Origin of the sequence: Candidatus Kirkpatrickella diaphorinae (assembly GCF_025736875.1) — a bacterium.
Taxonomy (GTDB): domain Bacteria; phylum Pseudomonadota; class Alphaproteobacteria; order Acetobacterales; family Acetobacteraceae; genus Sorlinia; species Sorlinia diaphorinae.
Window position 1 is genome coordinate 1,171,031 of the sequence record NZ_CP107052.1, and the last position, 20,445, is coordinate 1,191,475.

Consider the following 20,445-nt stretch of genomic DNA (forward strand, 5'->3'; position numbering starts at 1 on the left):
ACGGCTTAGAGACAGGTTTTTCTTTTTGACGCCGTGAATTTCGACAGCATCGCTCTCGCGAAAAGATACGTTACCTTTATCAAGAAATCGTAAATTTTTATGCTTGGACTCATTTTGTGGCGCGACTTTGCCTGTCAGGCCCTTATAGCGGGCTCCGGCCGCCCCCTCCGCGCCAAATTCCGTGCCCTGACCGTGCTGGCGGAGTAAGTTCGGCCCGAACGCTCGCTTAGAGCACGTCAATGGCGCTCTCAGGCAATCGTTCGGGTCAAACTCAGCTCGTTTTAAACGGACCGCGCCTGAAGTGCGGTCCATCCATCATTAAGCCGGATCAGTATATACGCTGCCATCCGCATTGAATTCGCGGCGCACATTCCCCTCATGCGGGCGATTGATCAGCAACAGATTGAACGTTGCGTCATCAATGATTCCGGTCTTGTCGACAACCAGATCATTCGGGCCCTCATCCCAGAAAGCGGAGTTATGCACATATTTCGCCCCCAGAGCGGGTGAAATATAATCTACGAGACTCGTCGCCGTGCCGCCAGCCAGCAATTGATCGATCTGTTGCAACGCCTGATCATGGAGATCCTGCAGGTCTTCCGGAACGGTCTCGACATCCTCTCCCGGTAGCTTGGCAAAAGCGAGCCCGATTTTCTCAGCGTAGTAACGCATCGCCTGGAAAGACACACAATTGAGCCCTGGATAAACAGCCTCGCGCCGCAATTGGACAGCATTCGCGTAAAGCGTGGAGTTGAGAGGCCGATCCCGCACCTCCGATGAGACGGAAATCCCGCACGCCTCGTAAATCTTTCCCCAATGCACGACGTCAAGGAGCTTACTCAGATCTTCCGTGGATTTTTTGTAGGAGGACGTGTCCTTATTGTCGATTTTGCGCCAGGAGGAACTGTAAAGTATCTGCGTGAGATACATGCGCTCCTCCACCTTCTCATGCATCAGGCCACCAATATCCTCGTGAACACCGGGAAGCTTCAGCTCCTTCTGGAAAACAGGTGTGACATGGTTGGACGAGAAGTTTTCCCTCACTTCATGACCGGCCGTGATGTGAAATACGTCTTCGGCAATCGCGTCATCCATCGAGATATCGACATCGCCGGTTTTACTGTCACCGAAATCAATATCCCCTTGAGAGAGCGCCAGGATGGACGCAACCGTGTCATATAATCCGATGAACCGGACTTCCGGCGCGCCGTATTTTGCTGTGTTGAACGCCGAAAGGAGTGTGCGATCCTGCTTCTCGATCCGGTTTGCGAAATGGCGTGCGGAGGCAGCACCGCGACTGAAACCGAAGATGCAAAGTTTGACACGGTCGAAATCATTTCCGAGATTGGCGAGCACGTCTTTGATCTGCTGCACAGCATCATCCGTTTTGGCAATGACCCCTGTCTGCGGTCCCACAGGTGGTGACCACCCTGTGCCCATCGTAAACATTGAATCGAGCGCGTCTTTTTTCGTACCGGCGCCTTCAACGTAGGTTTTCGCCTGATAGGTCTTTTCATCAATTTGACCTTCAGTGAAGCTTCGATAAAGATTCCAGATATTTGACAGACCGGACACGTAACTGAGCTGCGGCGAATACCGATAGGATTTCGGTATGATACTGTCATTAAACCTCTCGATCAGACTTTCCAGATAATCGCCGATCGAGGTAAAGGAGTTGAAATATCTCTCGCTATTATAGGCATTACAGCCCGTACCATCGAAGAAAACACCTAGTCTCAAAGTTCTCATCGCTGAATCATCGTAAGACATGGTGGACTCAATTTTACAATCCGCAGGATTGAGCAATTGCCCGGACACGTCACCGCTGATTGCAAGCTGGCATCGCCGATCAATTTTCAACGGCCCCACGAGATGCACTTCTCTACCCAAGGTGATTTTCTGTGAGAAAATCGTCGTCGACTTGCCGACCTCAATGGCCTCGATTTTCAGGTCAACCGTCTGCATTGCGTTCAGACCGGTGATCTTGACGGTGCAATCCTGATAATCGCGTGCGATTTCATCAGAAAGACCCGTGATTTCCGCCTTGAGTAAGGTTGAAGTGAATTCTTTAATTTTTCTGATTTCAGGCATTTCACTATCTTTTTTTATTATTTTATGTATATGATTATATTGCATATTTTCAACAATTGCAACACGTATTTTACGCGATGACTGTCGATAAAGTTTTCACTGAGCTGAATTTGATTTATTGTATTGTTGATAATTTTTAAAAATATTTGTTAATCTCCCGTGGTAGACAATCGGGAAACCTCGTTTCTCTCAAATAGCTTGTATCTGTCTAAGGCATGTAAAACGCGGCTCTATTTACTTTTGCGTGTCCCGTTTCGCCTTTCTACAATGCCCAAAGCGCAGGAATTTTTAAACGTGGCTTTTTGAGCGCGTCATTTCAGGCGATCGCGTTGCATTCTGCCGGGTGGGCAATCACTTGCCGCACAACATCCTGACGATAATATTCAATTTTACCAGTGCGACATCATCTGGGCATCACGAATCCAAAGGCGTGAAAGCTGGGTCAAAGAGCGCCGACGACAATGATCATTGCGGTGAGCCCATCCCTCTTTGAACTTGCTGGCGTAGAGCTGATGACGCGTCATCAAAGCAACGTCCCGTTCAGATCCCCGGAAGAAGTCGCCCGTAATGGCCAAAATAAAAAAGGCGGAGCATATCGCTCCGCCTCATCTCAATCCTCCATATGAGGTTCAAATTGATCTTTCAGTGAAGACAGGGTGACGATATCGCCTCCACCACCCTGCGCGTCGCACATGTCACCCAGATCACGTCGTCAGGACATCCTGTTCAAGCTCATTCCGAGTATGCTGTGATCCTGCGGCAGGAAGCAGAAATCGATCGTCGTGCCGACAAGTTCCGCCGTACGGACGATGCTGTAAATTGAGTCAAAATTAGGGTCTTTAGTATTCAGGAAAAACGGGTCACGGGCGCTCGTCGTCAGGATATTGAGGGTGCTCTCCGTTACGAACACGGCGAAGTCCCTCACATGAGAATCTTCCAGGAAGCGTCCGTTGATGTTGTGACAATATTCCCGCAAATAGGGTCGCGCAAATACCGGTGAGGAGATAAATGTTGCACACAGAAAAGCCGTTATGATTGTTTTTTTCACGATTTACCACCTGTTATCTTCAAGTGCGGCCCAGGTCATCGGGCCAATTTGTTCCCTGAAATGACATGCGTCTTCGTCGGTTTGCGTGCCGCGATGTGAGCACCAGAGTGTGGCCGCCATGCACGCCCCAATGACGGGATTACGCCGGGCTTCCCAGACAACCTCACCGGGTAGGGCGTCTGCCGTTCTCTGCGTGTATGGCTGTGTATTGATTTGTGGTTGAAGGCCGGGATTGAAATTCGGATTAGGTATAATGGGCGGCGTCGGCGCAGAGCCATGGACGTAAGCTCTCACACCGGAAATTGTATTCGCAGCGATCGCGCCCACCGCAATCCATTCAGACTGCCTCTCCGCCATGCCGAGGCCTGTCTGATAACCGGCCACACGAAGGGTCTCGAAAAAATTATACATGTTGTCGCGAGAGGTAATGACATAAACATAGGCGGTCCCCTCCATTTGCTCGGCAAGTCGCCGGGCATATTGGCCCGCATATTCAGGGTCCGTCGTGACAGCGACGAAGGCGCTTTCACGGCGGTGATTGTAACAGCTTGCACCCGTGGAGTGATCCCGGACATTATCGTCGTCACCCCATGATCGAAAGCCATCTCGAAAAATTTCGTCCGGCGGGCGCGTGTCCACTCTGAAAACCGTGCCCTTATTGGGCACATCATCAGCTACTGCATAAATAGTTTGTAGTGTGAATATCGATAAAATGAAAAGTAATGATAATAATAAACGCATGAGAGTATCCTGTTATTTTTATAATGACGGGCGTTATCCGTCATTATCTCTGCCGGAAATTCTCTATTTCGATATTCCATCAGACGTTTGCTATCGTTATTGATAGATTTAAGGGCGCCCCTTCCAGTTATTTTGCCACCGTAAACTCACGACGATATGCGGCGCGTGCCTTCCCTCAGGTGCCGGAACACTGTAATTCGGTCCATTGCCCATCACGGTCGATAAACCGCACCTAACGAAAGCCAGGCCAGTTCGAAAATGTGATGGGCCATTTATCTCATTGCAGCGTTTGGCCCGGGAAAAATCGCGTGTGGATTTTGTAAGAGCTGAAATCAACATAAGTGGAAATGCTTGTCAAAACGACGTAAATACTTTTATCATGATATTCTGTTGTATTTACATCGCTATTATGTCTGTTTTTACCAATAGAGAGCAAGTTAAATCCATGTAACAAACAATGTTTCCGACCCTCGACGCGCGCCCGAACATTTGATTTCCGTTTCTGCACAGCGGTAACTGCTATTTCACTTTTGCTGAAAAACCGTGACGATCAGAGGAAACTCTTGCGCCTAATCGATCCAGAACGAACCTGAGCGATCAGCCTGGAATTCGTTAACGGAGCATGTTCCGAATGATTTTTTTTCGAAAATCTTTTTATTTTAAGGTTCACGTCCGCAGGAGGGGGATGCTTCGATTGATCCCTGCTGGCGGGATCATCGACACTTCAGAAATGCGCGTGTCAATCCGGTCTCGCTGGCATCGACTACCTATTGACCCGGACGATCGTCCGGGCACAAGGATGGATCTTCCTGATCCGTAAAACCGTCTTTCAGGCCGCAGCGATGATGAGCCCGGACAGATCCGGGGCGGTCAGCGTCAGATAAGGCCCTTGCTGTAGAATCTGGATAAAGAGAAGAATGGTTGACTTCAGGTCAGTCGGGCATTCGGACAATGTCAGAATGGCCCGGCCATTTGTCCACCTTGCAGCGGAATGCTCAATATTGTGCCACCCTTCACCATCTTCGGTGAGGTGTCGGGTCATCCGCGTCATGCGCCGCGCCTCAATCATAAGAATGTCGCCGACAAGCACGCCAAGCATGCGGCGATCATCAACGAAGGGCCCGATCACATCACATGGACGGCTTGCCCGGCTCACGATATGCAATTTCTCAACATAACGTAGCACCTTGAAGACATAACCATCCCGGCGGCGCGATAATGGGAAGATCTCACCACCTCCCGGCAAAACGAGGCGCAGCGCGGCGTCCATCGTCAATGGCCGTGCCGCGCCCGCTAAATGCTGCTTGGCCACAGGATGCTCGTGGCTCCGCTCAAGCTCGCAGAGGCGCTGATAAACAGGCTCAACCTCCGCCCGCCGCACGCGCAGTGGCGCAGCGAGATCATCCGCCCGCTTCGGTTTCAGAGGCACCACGCCCATGCCTTCCCCGAAGCGCGCGCGATGACCCGTATCAAGGTAGGTCTCCGTCAGCAGACCTGCCGCGCTGATAATCGCGTGTTTCTCGGTTTCAATATGATGAAACCGGTAAGATGGCTTCTCTCGCGCATAGGTGATACTCCCACCATTGACCAACATGCGGACAGGTATGAGCCCCCCCCCTCCACGAAAACACAATGTTCCGACGTCAGCAGAATATCTTCAAACGGGATGTCATTTCCAAAAGCGCCGCGCGCGATGCGCACTGCGTACCCTGAGAGGTCATCCGGGAGGTCAGGACGGCACACAGCGTTCCCCTCCCCCACCCAGCGGATCGGTGTCGCGACTTCTTCACCATTCTCGTGCGTCATGACAAGGTCACCCGGCATCAGCGCTTCAACCGCGCGCCAGCCATCGGGCGTCAAAATCTTTGTGCCGCTGAGGAAACACGTTTCAAACTCCGTGCCCCCGGCGCCATCGGGAATGACCGTGAATTTCTGGCCATCCACCAGGTCAGGCCCTGAGAAGTCGAAAAGGATGATCTCGCGGGTGTAATCCTCGCCCTTGACCTTATAGATGATGGTCATTTCGCGATTACTGTAATGTGCGTCCTGTACGGTGACATCGGCATATTTCAGGGCTTTGAAATCCAGCTTCACGCCATCTCGGTAGCCTTCAATCGTCACATTGACCCACACCACCCGATCATCATTTAGCAGCGATTGTCGAAAGGCGATCGCGGCGCCACCCTTCGCGACACTCTCATTAACATTGACGGTTGCCCTGGCGCAGAATGTTTGGCCGAAGGAAATACAACCACCGGCCCCCAGATCAATAACCGGCTCCACATGCTCATTATCGAAAAGGCTGAGGGTCGCCCCTGAGGTGACATTGATGCGGTCCTCATCATGCCATCCGGAGATGAAACCATTCAGCGCCAGTGTGCCGACGCCCTTGAGGGTAAGTGGGCCGACGCTCATGCCGTTTTTGACAATGATTTCACCGCCGGAATTGGCAAAATCGATCGTGCCGCCACTCTCATGCGACACGGTAAAGCTGCCATCAATGCTGTAAGTGCCGGCTTGCCCGATGATGAGTGTTCCGCCATCCAGTTCGAGCGCGGCGTTTGTCGAGACACTCATCGTCGATCCGCTGAAATGCAGCGTGCCGGAGATTTTCATTGTGCCGCCGGAGAGTTCCATCGCCTTGACGGTCACATCGCCCGTGACGCTTACGGTGCTGGCCTGCTGCGCCAGTTTGCCCAGCGTACCACCCAACAATTTGACGGCGCCCGTATCACCTGCCTGCACGGACAAGCTTGTCATATCCGTGCTGAACACGCTGTCAGCGCTGCTTGCGACGGTGACCGCGCCAAGCGTGCCCGCCGAAAGATTGACGGCGCCGGAACCGGAGATGGCGAGGACGTCATTTGTGTAAGTAATGGTTTTGACGGTCAGCGTGCCGCCACTGACGGTGAGCTTCTTCCGGATGATCAGCGTATCGAAATTTACCGAGCCGCCTGTCACATTGAGGTAATCCAGCGTGACACTATTCTTGACCTGCAAATGGCCACCCACAAATTGCAGATTCATCTCGCTTACATGCGGCGCGGTGATGTCGATTGTGCCGTCAAGAATAACCGTCATGGGAAAAGACGTCTCAGTAGGCGTCGTTGAGCACGCATTCCGAGATTTGTGCCTATGTGGAAAATGCGCGTAATGGTGTCTTCGCGATCTCTCCCTTAAATAATCAAGACCTGACCTCGATTTATTCTTAGTCTTATGCTGCGTCACTTCACGATCCCCCGGAATCAGCGCGACGCCATTCGATAATCGTCATGAGTTCAAACGAAAAACATAAGGCGGGAACGGTTATTATCGGCGGGAGAACACCGCAATGACACGCCCCATCCCGCGCCGCGTCACTCAGATCGCGTTCAGCTTTAGGGCCGCGCCTATTAATGTAACAGTAAGTTTTGTTAAAACATGATTTACTCTGATGTAACCTAATGAAATAATGGAAATTTCGATCACAGCCACCAAATAGACATTAAATATCGTTTAGCATCTATACTATATTATCCACGATTATGACGCGTTAAATTGCCCTCTGACCGACCTGGATACTCGATAGATCGCGTTTCTACTCGCTCAGCTCTTGGAGACGTAGCGGGGTATGGATCGTCGTTTTCGCTGCAAGTTCGGACGTGCTCTGGTGTGGGCGCAAACATGCCGAGACGTGCGCGCCTCTTTAAGTTGGCACAAACAGAATCTGCCGGATCTCAGCCAAATCACATTGACGATCGTGCAGGCGCGCCGCAATCGTCACTTCCTGAGAGATGGATCGGCAGATATTCGCGGTAACAAAATCTATGATCGAACGGTCATGTCCAAGGTGACGATTTCATGCGCGCTGGCCATCAGAATGTTAAGCGCAGACTTCCTTTGAGACCGCTATCAATTGCCTTGACACCATATTGCCCGAGATAAGACAGCCCGACATCAATCTGATCCGAGACCCTCAGATTGAACCCGGCGTCGATGACAGCGACATCGGACGCGAGCGGCGTACCGGCGATGCGCATTGCCGCGTCGTTGGATGCAACGTAGCGCATGGGCGCCGTGGGCGAGAGAGAGCCAAAGCTGTGCCGGTAACCGACCATGAGACGCGGCATGAGAACTGTCCTGCCCACTTGGTAGGATGCCGATGACCGTAACCCGAAGGTTGAAAAAGTCACGCCCTTCGTGAATGACCGGCCTTCGAGGGCCTCGATACTCCCCTTTTCCTGGAAGCTCCCACTTTGGACGCTGACGTAGGATAACCCGGCGAAAGGCTCAAATGCGATTTTTCGGCCACGCATACGGTAACCGATCTCCCCGAAACCTTGCGCCGTGCCGGAGAGATAATCGGCGTTGAGTTTCGCGCCATTATATCCGTTGAAGTTCACTGTGCGGTTCATGCTCATCATGTTCCACGTATAATTTGCACCTAGGCGCAGATTGATCCGGCCCCAATGATTGCCGCCATAGGCACCGATTGTGACGTTGTTACTATGGCCTGATGAATCGCGTCCGCTTGAAACATGGAAGGAATCGTTGCTGTAACCAATCAACGCGCCGATGCGCGCTGTGCTGAAGACCGGCACATCAGCCCCCATGAGGAACCCTGCGGATGTGTGGTTCATTGTCGCGGCATTTCCGTCACCAAAATTTCGGCCGAGACTGCCATAAGCCTGATGCCAGAGGACGAGACGGTCCTGGTGGCAGCGATTTGAGGGGGCTTTTTCCGAGAGAGTTGCGGTCTGAATGGAACCGGATGCGTAAGGCCCGTCGCAATCGGCGCTGCTGAGACGTTCTGTGACGGTTTCACGCAGCATAAAGGCATCTTCTATCAGCGCCGTAACAGCGGAAGCATGGATCTCACCTGACGCCGCGTTCAAGGCGCTGCGCGCATCATTGATACCAAGCCCTGCGACCGCCAGTGACAACGGGTTGCCGGAAGGCAAACGATCGAGCGCCGCGCCTGACGCGAATTCATTGCGCGTCCGACTTAAAATCGTGAAGCTGGTATTATTACGGTCAAGTGCCACGCCGACGAGGTTATTCGTGTAGAATAGACGAGGATCGAGAAAGATATATTGACTGCCGAGATTGGTGGAAAGCTGGTCAAATTGTCCGGAGATATTGCCGGTTGCTTCAATGAGCCGATAGACCTGGTTAACCCGAAGCACCGAACCTGACGCGACGTTGAGGGCCGCGATTCCGCCTGAGAGACTGACATTGCCGTTTACATTGGCAAAGCTGCTTGCGAGGATATTGCGGTTGGACCCGTTGACATTCACCGATGAGCCGACCTCCTGCCCGGTGCCTGTGGCCGAGAATGTTGATCCAGCACTCATGGCCAGTTCGCCATTTATCGATATTTTGCCGACGGCGCCTGGCCCTGCGGGCGCAAGAGTGCCCCCATCGCCGATGCTCGTTGGCCCGACGCTGCCTGTTCCGAAAATTGTGCCTCCATTCTGAGCGTTGAAACGGGCATTGGACATATTACCGTCGACTCCCAACCCACCGGCGAGGACATCGACCTGACCATTGAAACCGGGACTGTCACTATTCAGTGTCACATTTCCCGATCCGATCTTCGACATGGCGCCGCTGCCCGAGAAGCTGTTGCTCATCGCCGCATTACTCACCTGATCAATGACAAGGCTTCCATTGCCACCAATATTGATCCCGCCGGAACCGAAGCTTGAAGCGGTGCCCTTCAAGGTGCCATTGGCAACGGACGTCCCTCCTTCGTAACGATTACTGTCTCCGAGCGTCGTGACACCCGTACCGGCGTGGGTGACGCTCCCCTGCCCACTGATAGGTTGCGAAATAACATTGTCATTGCTGAAGTTGATCGTCAGATTGCCATTATCGACGATGGCAGGGCTCGCGGTAAGACGCCCCGTCGTGCCGCCATTGCCAAGCTGCAACGTACCGCCATTGATGATGGTGTTGCCGCGATATGTCTGGTCCTGCGAGATGATGAGCGTGCCGGCATCGATCTTCTCCAGCGAGGTGCCCCCATTTACAAGGCTATCATTGATAACCGTATCGAGGTTCGCGGTGATTGATGATCCCTCTTGTGTGCCATCGCCGACACGCATGATCATTGTGCCTGACGCCGCGTAAATATCGTCGCCGGTCAAACGATAGATGCCGCCGTCACGATTTGCGAATTGCATTCCCTCGGCGGTGACGTTGGATATCGTGCCGTTCGCGGTCGTGTTACGCACGGTCACGGTATCGGCTTGCGCGGCGAAGATCGCGAATGTGCCAGACGTCCAGATATTATCGATACTGCCGGTTGCGTCCGTCCAATTGGCGTTATCGTTTGTCCAGGTGCCATCGCCACCATTGACGGTGCCATCTCCCGGCAGACCGCCACCTCCCGGTGACACTGTGCTCCCGCCATCCCAGAAAGGCAGAACACTGTCGATGACGACGAGATTGATTTCGTGGTCAATACTCGTCTGAAGGAGAAGCTGCGTGTCCGGCGCCGTATCCACCGTACCGAGGCGGGCATTGGGCGTGGATGATCCATTGGCACCGGAAAGGGCGCCGTTATAAGTGTAGATACGGTAGATGCCGCGACCGAGACCATTGGAGACAGAGATGGGCGTGTTGTCATCTGCAGCATTTGTACCTTTAACGTTCAACGTCCCACTGAAAACGAGGTCACCCTTAACAGTTACAAGATCATTATATTGACCACCAACAACATTGGCTTGACCGAGGTCCCAGTTCTGTATCGCATTATAGTTAAGATCGAGATTGCCGTTAATGTTGAGGGTCGCGGCATCAGCTTGAGATACTCCCGGGGCGATGGTCGCATTATCAGCAATCGAGACATTTCCTCCGATCGTCCCTCGGCCGCTCAACGTAGCACCAGATTGAACAATGGTATCTCCTGTAGCGGCCGATTGGTCTCCATTAACTTGAAGCCCGCCGTTGGAAACGGTTGTCGTGCCAGTATACGAATTATTTCCGTTGAGAATCGTCGTTCCCGTGCCCGTCTGATTAAAGACGCCGGCGCCGGAAATGACACCATTCATCGTCACATTATTGCTTCGATTGACCGTGAGCGTGCCGTTATCAACGACGTTGGAGTCGCTCCCGAACATACCGGATGTGCCGCCTGTCCCGAGGGTCAGGCTTGCACCATTGCCGATTGTTGTCTGGCCGGAATAGGTGCTGTTGCCCGTCAGGGTTTCCGCACCTCCGGCAATTGTCAGCCCGCCTGTGCCTGACATGACACCCGCATACGTATCCTGAGCGTTGTTCAGGGTCAAAATACCGTCAAGCGTGGCATCACTGTCACCGCTCAGGGAGTTGGCGGAGGCATTGTTCGCCGTAACCGTGAATTGCCCGGACTCAGCAGCAAGTGACCCCCCGATTGCGGCACTGTCGAGGGTGAGCGTGCCATTATTCGTGACATTGCCGGTGACACTTTGACCGTCGCTGAGTGTCATCGTACCATCATTGGAAGCTGACGCAATTGTCCCGCCACGCGCTGTGAAGGTTGCGTTTTGCGCATTTGTGATGGCACCCGCCTGAGAATTACTGAGATTGGCGGAACCACCATTATTGCTGACGGCCTGAAAGCTTGCATTTTCGCCTGTCAACGTGCCTGTATTCGTTGTCGCGCCGTTGACAGTACCGCCATTGACGTCCGTCGTGCCCGCATTCGTGAGCGCACCAGCGATGGCACCAGACAAGTTTAAACCCGCGCCGCTATTGACGTTTGTCGAGCCGGTATAGGTATTTTGGCCGGAGAGGCCCTGTGTCCCGCCGGAGATGGTCAGGCCACCCGTGCCCGACATCACCCCCGCATAATCATTTCCGAAGGAGGTATTGGCGTTGGTGATCGTCAACGTGTTTTGACCGAGAGTTGTGCTGCCGTTCCCGTCGAGGGACTGGATAGAGGGCGTTGAACTTGAACTGCCCGAGACATCGAACGTCCCGTTATTATGTACGCCGCTTGACGCAGCGACCGCGCCCGCACCGCTGAGCGCCAGCGTGCCGTTACTGATGGTTGTGGCACCCGTGTAGCTATTATTGGCCGTAAGCGTTGTGATACCCGTGCCCTGTTGCGTCACGGCGCCCGTACCTGAAATATTGTTTGCGTAACTATTATTGTCGGATCTGTTAAAGGCGAGCGTGCCGTTATTGACGCTGACATTATCAATCCAGCCCGTCGTGCCGCCCCGACCAAGCTGGAGCGTGCCCCCTTCATTGATTGTGACCTTTGCCTGACTTGACGACTCGTTGGCGACGAAAACCAACGTGCCACCATCGACGTTCACAGACAGGTTGGAACTGAGTCTCGGTAAAATGGAACTCGACTCTATCACCCAAGTTCCGGCGCCTGTTTTGTTGAGAGAGCCGAATTTACTGACCGGTACCGACATAATATCAGTCCCGCTGTCACCTGATAACTGAAAAACCGACGCGTCCCCTCCTCCGACAATATTTCCATTGAATGTAGATCCGTTATACAGGGCAATCACATTTCTGATAGTCGATGACTCAGTAAGATATAAATTGCCGTTCACAACCGCACCGGTAAAATTATTGAAGTTGACCGGGGTAGGATCGCCAGCCCGAAATATATCCCCCGATCCCTGATCGCCGGAACTGATCGTTCCATAATTGTTTATCGTATTCGCGACCGTCCTCGTTGAAGAGTTGTTTGTTTCTGTATAAATACTTGCTCCGCCCCCAGAAGTGATCTGCCCATAGTTATTTACTATGTTGCCGCCCCCGATGAGGCTGATCGCTCCCGTATTGGGGTCAGTATTCGTTTGGAGGATTACACCTGTCGAAGATATATTCAAAACCGTGTAATCTTTAAATTCGATGACGTTCCTTCCGTAATTCCATGGCCCCCTGTTTCGACCACTGCTTTGCAAACGTCCCGCGACGTTGATCACGTTCGGGTTACTCGAAGATTGTCCCGAGTTTAAGCTCACCTCTAAACCAGATGAGACGACGGACGCTCCGGAAGCGATATTGAGGGTTGTGATTGTGCTGTTGGGGCCGGTGCCAATGGTTGAGGTGATCGACCCCGTGCACGTCACTGTGCCTGTCGTACCATCGCAATCTGCACGCGCATAAAGCGGCATAAAAAGTATGGCCAGAGACAAACATGTCGTCAAACATGAAAGGTATGTCGGTCGGTTAAAAAAGCTCATCTAAAATGGCCATATCTTATTGTTGTGCAAGGTCCAAATGTCCCTAAGCGTGCGGAGGGAACGCGTTCTCGCTTCTCTCGCGAGACCCTGAAACGTTTTACCTAAACCGAAAGTTTTCTGAAAAGCCGTCCAGCATCGGGCTTTCACCTTAAACACGACGCTCTCGATGAAACGCCTTGCAGCGGAGGTAGCCTCCGACTCAATGTCGAAACGTGCAGCGGCGCGGTGCGCGTCATCTCAACGGGCGAACATGATTTCGATTTGTATGCGTCATCGATATTGACGCCTTACATATCCTCAGACCTTTCCGGACATCTCCCGCCTTTTACCGAGAGCGCGATCGCTCCTCCGCTCAAGCGCGCTGATACCCGTCCTGACATGGCGCGCATTCCGTGACGCGCTCTCGCCCGAAACGGGTCAGTCGGGATGTGCCACGACGCGGAATCCCCCTTTAATGCCTGGTCGGCGGGTCTTGGAATGTTCACTTTTGTGCCGGGAGGGCCGTGCGCGCGCCTGTTATCAAAGGCTGGGCGCGTTTTGATAGCGCCGCGCATTTCCCTTCAAAGGTACTGGCCTGCTTCATTTGAAGACTCGATTTATTTCTCCGGAAACGATCAGCGAGTCTACAGGGCCTGCGAGGCATCTGACCAAGTTTTAGAGCCTGCAAGCTTCGGCATTTTGAACCAGCGGATTGCCTCTGATTGAGGCCAATCGAATCTTCTCCAAGCTTATCCGACTTCCTTGATAGTTGAGATATTGAGGGTGGAAACAGGCTCATAGGGCGGACCACCTCGCGTAAGTGTCTTGACCGAGAATACAACCAAAATGTGTAGGTTGTCGGCCTCCCGTCAAGTTTAACGCCTATGGTTGTAGTATTTTGATTATTTATATTAACACATATGTATTTCCTCATTGGACTTCATGGTCTTCAAAATCTGCAACAAGGTAATCACTCATGGGAATCTCATTCGGATCGCTAAATTACCGTTGAACAATCCTGAAATCCGCCATAAAATTCCCCCATGACGCGCAAACGTTCCCCAATTTAACTGTTCATCCCCTTGAATCTCAGGAGATGGATCAGTAAATTCGCCGACAAAAACAACCGAACGTTTGAAGACGAGATCATTCATCACCTCGCCATCGCGCGTGCAGACAGCGAAAAACTCCGCATGCCGATCGAATTCGATGATATTGACCCGAACGCGTCCTTCGACGAGCTACGGCGCTACACGAAGCGCCTCTCAAAAGAGGTCGATGAGATTTTGCGACGATGTGAGTGGAAGGATTGAACGAGGTCTGAGCAGAGGACGGCTGATACTGCTTCATAGAGATAGATAGATAGATAGGCGGAGCTTTTGGCCCCGCCTATTTACGTTGCACTGCACCGCAGACACATGGCCTAGCACGGGGGTGCAGCGGCCTCGTCGCGGGAGGTCTTGAATGCTGATCTGACTAGGGCCTTGTGAGCAGTTGACGCGCATTGTTTGGGAAAACCAATCATATCGGCATCGAGACCGTAGCCGCTTAACTTGAGGTCCGTAAAATGAATTGGAAGTTGGAAAAAAGATACCCCGGCCACATAACTGCGAGAGTCATAGGTGATACCGGGGCTTACAAAGTGTAACTCAGCCCAACAAGGCCCGAACAGGCTCCCAAGCTTGAAGCCCCCTGCCGGGTCAGGTCCATGACACGACAAACTCACACCGCAGGCCAAAACCCCCGCAGCGTCTCGCTCTTCAACACAAACTTCCCCGGGAAATATGGAGCGGGTGAAGGGAATCGAACCCTCGTATGCAGCTTGGGAAGCACAGAATCGTGAAATGAGACGTTATCTAATCCATTGAAATTCATGATATTTCACCTATTCCACGTTTAAAAATCGTCTTACTAGGGCTATTTTAGGGCTCAATATCTGTGATTTTTCAGCATCGAGCCCTAAAAGCTTCAAAGGGGGATCACGGCATTCAATGCGGAGGCAATCCGCTCTGCGCTCTTGCTTTTCGACAGATGCGCATAGCGTCGGGTCATATCCAACGTGGTATGGCCGAGCCCCTCCTGGACCTCTGACAAATCCGCCCCACCCTGCAAAAGCCACGATGCGAACGTGTGCCGCAGTGAGTGCACCGTGGCCTTGCCGTGCATCTCGACAATGTCAGGGCGGTTCAACCCAACCGCTTCCATTGCCCGGATAATCGCGCGGGCTGGGACGGCTGAACAGAAATCCGTTTCATTCCGACCTGGGAAGACCATGATGCTCTGACGCGCCGCAAAGCGCCTCTGAAGCACCTGACGGGCCATCTCAGGCAGAGGCAGGATGCGCTCTTTATCCGTCTTCGACCCCCAGAGCCGCACCCAGGCGAACCCTGCCGTGTCGACCCGGTCCCAGGTCAATCGTGCCACCTCCGACCAACGTCCCCCGGTAAGGGTGATGACGACGAACAAATCCTGCACCATCTGCCGCGCGATAATCGTCCGCATTTCGAGGGGCAGTTCGTAATCGTAGCCACATTGACGCGTCACATGGACGGGACGGAGTGGATTGAGATGGTCGTAAACCTGCATCCACTCCTCTCGACTAAGGTAACGCGTCTTTGGCTTGACCGAAGGCATGCGCCAGGCATTTCCGGCGCGGCCCCGCAAATCCATTTTGGGCGGGTAGACGTGCCCCAAAGCCGCCGCGTAATTGACCGCCGCCCGGATCATTTTGATCTCATGCGCAATTGTCTGCGGCGCATTGCCCTCGTCCCGCCGCGCCATGACGAGTTCTTCGATGTGCGCGGGGGAGAGTTGCACGATTGGCAGCGCGGCTTTGAGCGCGAAACGGGCGGGCTTGAGCTCCCCGAGGGTTTTGCGCGCAAGTCCCTCGGCCATCCTCAGCGATGACTTCCCTTCCGCTTTAAGCCATCTGAGATATTGCGTCAGTGCCTGACGCAGTGTCAGACCCTCATTCAGCCTGGTTCTGCGTTTTCTTGGACCCTCCTCAAATTCCTGAACGATCCTCAGAGCGGCCTTGCGGGCCGCTCCTTGGGTTTTTTCCTTCGTGCTGCGCCTCTCCCTTTTACCGGAGGGCGCATGCACGAATGAGACGAACCAGAAGTCACTATTAGACTGTTTGAAGAGGTGCATAGCTCCTCCAATTGAATTTCGCGACGGAAAGGGAGAGCGCGGCGAAAGCTTCCTCACAGGTCGAACAGCGACGCCATTCAACGTCTTCGCGCTCCACCGCGAAGGTCGCCGCCCATCCATCATCAAGTCGGGAGACTGCCGCGAAAAATCGGTCGTCACATGCGTAAGGCGTGAAGATTGTTCCGACCTCGTTATCGACGATGGCGATGGGGCCAAATTTGTCATGGAGCAGCAGCGTGCACACGCTTTTGAGATCAGCAACTGATTGCATTTTCAAATTTCCTAAGAGGAACGTTCCGCGGAGTCCACTGAGAACATAAACGGAACATTAACAGAACTCAATGGGAGAATCGGACGAGCTTAGGGAAGGCACCCTGGCGGTAGAGCCGCGCCATTTCTTCCTGCCCCTGAGGGGTCAGAAGGACGGTGACCTGCTGCCACCTTATGCCGTCCTTGATCCGCTGCCGGAAAAGCTCTGCAGCGCGCGGATGGCTCCGCCGCACCTCCCACGGGCCCACATATCGATCCGAACGCCGCAAATAGCCGAGTTCACCAAGTGTTGCGGGGATGGCAATGAGATTGAGCTCGTGAAATTGCTTGAAGAAGGTGCGGAGTGAGGGCAGCTCGCCGTTATTGATAAGGGAGTCGAATGCGAGGGCTTTAGGTTCGAGGGTGGCGATCTCCGCGTTTTTACGGCGGAGCGTGTCGTCGAGAACCGTTAGCGCGCGATGGGCGAGCTCCTCAGGGGTTTCGTTAGGTGAGGCAACCATGTAGCCGCCGGTTTTACGGATGGTGGGGAGGACTTCCGCGGTGACCCACTTCTTGAACCGTTTTGCAGCGGGTTTGCGGGAGGTGAGGATCAGGGAGTAAAGGCCGGACTCGTTGATAATGGTCCGTGAGGCATTGAGATTCCCACTGTCACTAATAGTTATAGTGGACTTTTCGTCATCATATAATCTCGTAGAAGCCTTCGGAGCATTTGAGATTTCGAGCACTTTGCAAACGTCCGTGAGAACCCACCAGGGTTCATCGGACCCGTTAAGGACACGCACGTCCACGCCCTCAAAAGAGAATGCGGAAACGGGCAATCTTATGTTACCTGTAACGACAGCTTTAGTCATGAGGCACTCCTCGTGATTAAGGTTAGGCCGGTTGCGGAGGCCACTTCCCAACCGGCTGACATATGTTATGTCATGTATGCCATATATGTCAACGGCGGTAATTATGTTGACTGTCACTCTTGTCGGCGGCACTCTAACGATATGACTGAGCAAAATTCTGAACGTATAATCACGCCGATGCCTAAGAGCCTCGTTGAGGCAATTGACGATTTTAGATTTTCGACAAGAGCATCCTCTCGCGCGGAGGCCATCCGTCGTCTTATCGAAGCTGGCTTGAAGACCCTCTCCAAAAAGTAACTCGCCGTCTTTAGAATGGTAGAAGGGAGATATGTGTCGAAGACGCATTAGGTCTCGCGTTCGCCGAGCTTTGAGCGTAAAGAACTGCGCACACCGATTACGACGATGGCCCGCCACTTGACGCGATGCGTCAAATCTATCTGGAACTGTTCGGCCCCGCGAACGAGCGCGCTTTCAGACGTCTTTCAACAGAGATGAAAGAAAACTTTTCCAGTGAGCGACTCAGGCATCTAGAAAAATGTCGATTTTCTCGTGGAGATGTCAGACATAACTGACGAAGCCGTGAGCAATGGCTCCTTAGCTTGGCTTGAACAAAATAACGGAGTATTAGCAGAGACAGCGGCCTAAGACGCTTTGATTAAAAGCAGCATTTCACGCCTGGAGCTGCGGCCGATGAAACAAATTATCACGGACCTCGGCGGGAAGCTTTAAACCTTTCGAAGCTACAAGTAGCTCTGAACCAACTCGCTTGGTTTGTAATGAATAATTCACATCAAAATTAAACTGACGCCTTTTCCTATATAAATGTACTATTTCTGGCGTATTATCGTAAGTTAAAATCCAAGCTTTTTCCAATTGAAGGATCGCTTGGCTGACTGCTAGGTGGTCCTGCTCATTATAGAAACTTGTGTAAAGGCTCGATCCTTTATTGAAATAGGGCGGATCTATACATATGAAGGATCGATCAGGGAGGTGTGCCTCCATTTTTCCTACAAACTCCAGAGCGTCACTCCCATGAAGGTGGATTCTTGATTTATATTTGGCAATTCTACGGATGCGTTTTACAAGGTCTTCTTTATTGAACCGACAATCGATTTTATAGGTCCCCGCTTGGCGATACCCCCCGATCATTCCCGCGCCCTTCACGATGCCTGATCGATTCGTACGGTTCAAGAAGAAGGTGGCGAAAGCAACGTCGAAATCAGAAAAATTATCCTGGTTTTCATAAATTTTTTTTTGCAAGTGCCACTGGTCGAGATCAACGGCTATGTCTTCCAATCTTCTTACGAATTGATCGGTATCGTTTAAAATGCAATTCCAGAATGCCCAAATCGATCTATCCACGTCATTAAGGTGTACTTCGCCCACGTGGCCATTGAAAAGCAAGAGCAACGCCAATCCGGCCCCACCAGCATAAGGCTCGGCATAATGTCCTTTTTCGAGCCGATTGATATGCAGAATTTTTGCCACCACATCGTAAAGGCAAGATTTTCCTCCAGGATATCGTAGAGGGGAAGCGCATCGAACTGTCATGGTATTGATTTTAACACGGCATCAGACGGTCCGTCACCTCAGTTTCATTAGATTTCAGGTAAGCCTCTTCAGCACACTTTAGAAAAAAATCTTTCAACACTTCCATGTGATTGGCCAACTGCTTTCCATCGAGTGAAGCAGCGATAGAGTGATGCTTGGTTATGTCACCCAAGTGCGATATTTGTTGTAAGACATTTTTGATTGCTTTGTCCCCCTTGCCCTCAGACAAGCCTAATCTCTGCAAAACATCCTTGCCAAAATATGATGGAAAGTCAGTGTTGGACTTTCTTCCCATCAAGGCTGAGAGGGACTCGATCAACGTCCATACTCCGAGGGTCAGCAGCGGCGTGTGAGGCTCCAGTTTAATGGACGTGATTGAGTTATAGATGCTCGGAAGCTTCTGCCCACCTATTCTTTCGAGAGCTTCCTTGATCTCAGGATGATGTTTTATGTGGGTAATTCGATCCTGCTTCGACGATTTTTTCTCCGTTGTCGATTCGGTTGGGGGGACTTTCGACTTGTCCCCTCGCAGAGGAAGCAATCCCGGCGAGTCTACGGTATGACTTCGTGAAGCTCTCAATTCTCTGGCGTAAATTTCTCGCGCCGCTTTATTTTTTCTGCTACTCACTTCACCCGTTTCTAAGTCGTCGAGGAATTTTTGCAGAAGGCTATCGAAATCCTGTTTGGCTAAGACGCTACAGATATCGTCCATATCACTCGCGTCTACCCCTAAAGCCTCTCTTACGGACTTATCATTGAGATACCTTGAAACTGTGGTGAGTTTCCCCTTCCTTTTTTCAGTCGAGAGTAGACCTTCTCTTTCGGCATAATCTAAAATGAAAAGCGCAATCTTATTTTTGTTCTCGCCACTATGACGCGCGATTTGATCAGCATTCCACTTTTTTCGCCCTTTACCATCCAGTTCTCCCTCATGGATCCTCGCCAACCAAGGTGCGACAGAATCTCGATCCGGGAAGATCACGCAGGGGAGTGAGACGATTCTCTCCCACCTTTCTCCGAGTCTCTCGAAGCGCTTACGCCACTTCGCGGGTGCGCGCTCTGGATCAGCGAGAAGTTTCAACGCACATAAGCGACGATTGCCCTCAGCGGCCCAGTAAGACGTGCTGGACGCATCAGTTCCTGAACCTTCACAGGGGATTACCGCCATCATCTCAAGTTGATTTAGCCCGTTCAGAACGATATCCTGGGCTAACGGGAGCACGCTTTCATTTTTGCACAGATATTCAATGGCTGCGCTTTCCGTATCAAGGGGCTCGTGCCGAGGATTTCGCAGGTCAAGGAAGATTTTCTCAATATTAATTTCAAGAGTCTTGCCATCAGCGATCATGAATCTCTCCCAACATCAAGTTCCCATAGCACTTACAACCCTGAAGAGGAAAGTCAACATGATAGAAACATTGAGTCTAATTTGTCGGGTATGCACAGATTGCTTTCCACGAAAAGCGACCTTCTCGTTTTTCAGTGACGCAAGGTTGATTATGAGGATGTCTGACGCTTATGGTTCAGTGTAAGGTTTTAGAAAGTGGAATGCACCTTCAGATTTGCCATTACCTTAGAGCCAACCATTGCT

General features: G+C 52.1%; 10 protein-coding genes and 1 pseudogene. All 11 read right to left on the reverse strand.

Translation table 11 applies throughout. The features are described from left to right. Positions 1-318 precede the first annotated feature (318 nt). A complete protein-coding gene (locus tag N5W20_RS05260; RefSeq protein ID WP_319806123.1) occupies positions 319-2,091 on the reverse strand; it encodes a phospholipase effector Tle1 domain-containing protein in 1,773 nt (590 codons plus the stop codon). Between the two features lie 712 nt (positions 2,092-2,803). Then, entirely contained in the window at positions 2,804-3,139 is a 336-nt protein-coding gene (locus N5W20_RS05265) for a hypothetical protein (protein ID WP_319806124.1), read from the reverse strand. A gap of 3 nt (positions 3,140-3,142) precedes the next feature. Next, positions 3,143-3,880 carry a scabin-related ADP-ribosyltransferase gene (locus N5W20_RS05270; protein WP_319806125.1) on the reverse strand — a complete coding sequence of 246 codons (738 nt, stop codon included), beginning with the start codon at positions 3,878-3,880 and terminating at the stop codon, positions 3,143-3,145. A gap of 829 nt (positions 3,881-4,709) precedes the next feature. Further along, positions 4,710-6,961, reverse strand: a pseudogene (locus tag N5W20_RS05275) (Hint domain-containing protein). Between the two features lie 773 nt (positions 6,962-7,734). Continuing rightward, entirely contained in the window at positions 7,735-12,165 is a 4,431-nt protein-coding gene (locus N5W20_RS05280; protein WP_319806126.1) for an autotransporter domain-containing protein, read from the reverse strand. A gap of 1,841 nt (positions 12,166-14,006) precedes the next feature. Further along, the gene (locus N5W20_RS05285; RefSeq protein ID WP_319806127.1) at positions 14,007-14,186 is read right to left on the reverse strand and encodes a hypothetical protein; all 180 of its coding nucleotides are present in this window, start codon (positions 14,184-14,186) and stop codon (positions 14,007-14,009) included. An 814-nt stretch (positions 14,187-15,000) separates the two neighbouring features. Next, a complete protein-coding gene (locus tag N5W20_RS05290; RefSeq protein WP_319806128.1) occupies positions 15,001-16,182 on the reverse strand; it encodes a tyrosine-type recombinase/integrase in 1,182 nt (393 codons plus the stop codon). Next, positions 16,160-16,453, reverse strand: a complete 294-nt coding sequence (locus N5W20_RS05295; RefSeq protein ID WP_319806129.1) for a hypothetical protein — start codon at positions 16,451-16,453, stop codon at positions 16,160-16,162. The genes N5W20_RS05290 and N5W20_RS05295 overlap by 23 nt, the downstream gene beginning before the upstream one ends. A 67-nt stretch (positions 16,454-16,520) precedes the next feature. Next, entirely contained in the window at positions 16,521-17,303 is a 783-nt protein-coding gene (locus tag N5W20_RS05300; protein WP_319806130.1) for a BRO-N domain-containing protein, read from the reverse strand. Positions 17,304-17,972: 669 nt separating this feature from the next. Further along, positions 17,973-18,791: a DNA adenine methylase gene (locus N5W20_RS05305; protein ID WP_319806131.1), complete on the reverse strand. Its 819-nt coding sequence runs from the start codon at positions 18,789-18,791 to the stop codon at positions 17,973-17,975. A gap of 73 nt (positions 18,792-18,864) precedes the next feature. Continuing rightward, complete coding sequence (locus N5W20_RS05310) at positions 18,865-20,202, reverse strand: hypothetical protein (protein ID WP_319806132.1); 1,338 nt, start codon at positions 20,200-20,202, stop codon at positions 18,865-18,867. Positions 20,203-20,445 lie beyond the last annotated feature (243 nt).

Excerpts from the sequence above, each read along its gene's own strand:
- N5W20_RS05260 (WP_319806123.1), bottom strand. The coding sequence starts at position 2,091 with ATGCCTGAAATCAGAAAAATTAAAGAATTCACTTCAACCTTACTCAAG.
- N5W20_RS05270 (WP_319806125.1), bottom strand. The coding sequence starts at position 3,880 with ATGCGTTTATTATTATCATTACTTTTCATTTTATCGATATTCACACTA.
- N5W20_RS05285 (WP_319806127.1), bottom strand. The coding sequence starts at position 14,186 with ATGAATGATCTCGTCTTCAAACGTTCGGTTGTTTTTGTCGGCGAATTT.
- N5W20_RS05290 (WP_319806128.1), bottom strand. The coding sequence starts at position 16,182 with ATGCACCTCTTCAAACAGTCTAATAGTGACTTCTGGTTCGTCTCATTC.
- N5W20_RS05295 (WP_319806129.1), bottom strand. The coding sequence starts at position 16,453 with ATGCAATCAGTTGCTGATCTCAAAAGCGTGTGCACGCTGCTGCTCCAT.
- N5W20_RS05300 (WP_319806130.1), bottom strand. The coding sequence starts at position 17,303 with ATGACTAAAGCTGTCGTTACAGGTAACATAAGATTGCCCGTTTCCGCA.
- N5W20_RS05310 (WP_319806132.1), bottom strand. The coding sequence starts at position 20,202 with ATGATCGCTGATGGCAAGACTCTTGAAATTAATATTGAGAAAATCTTC.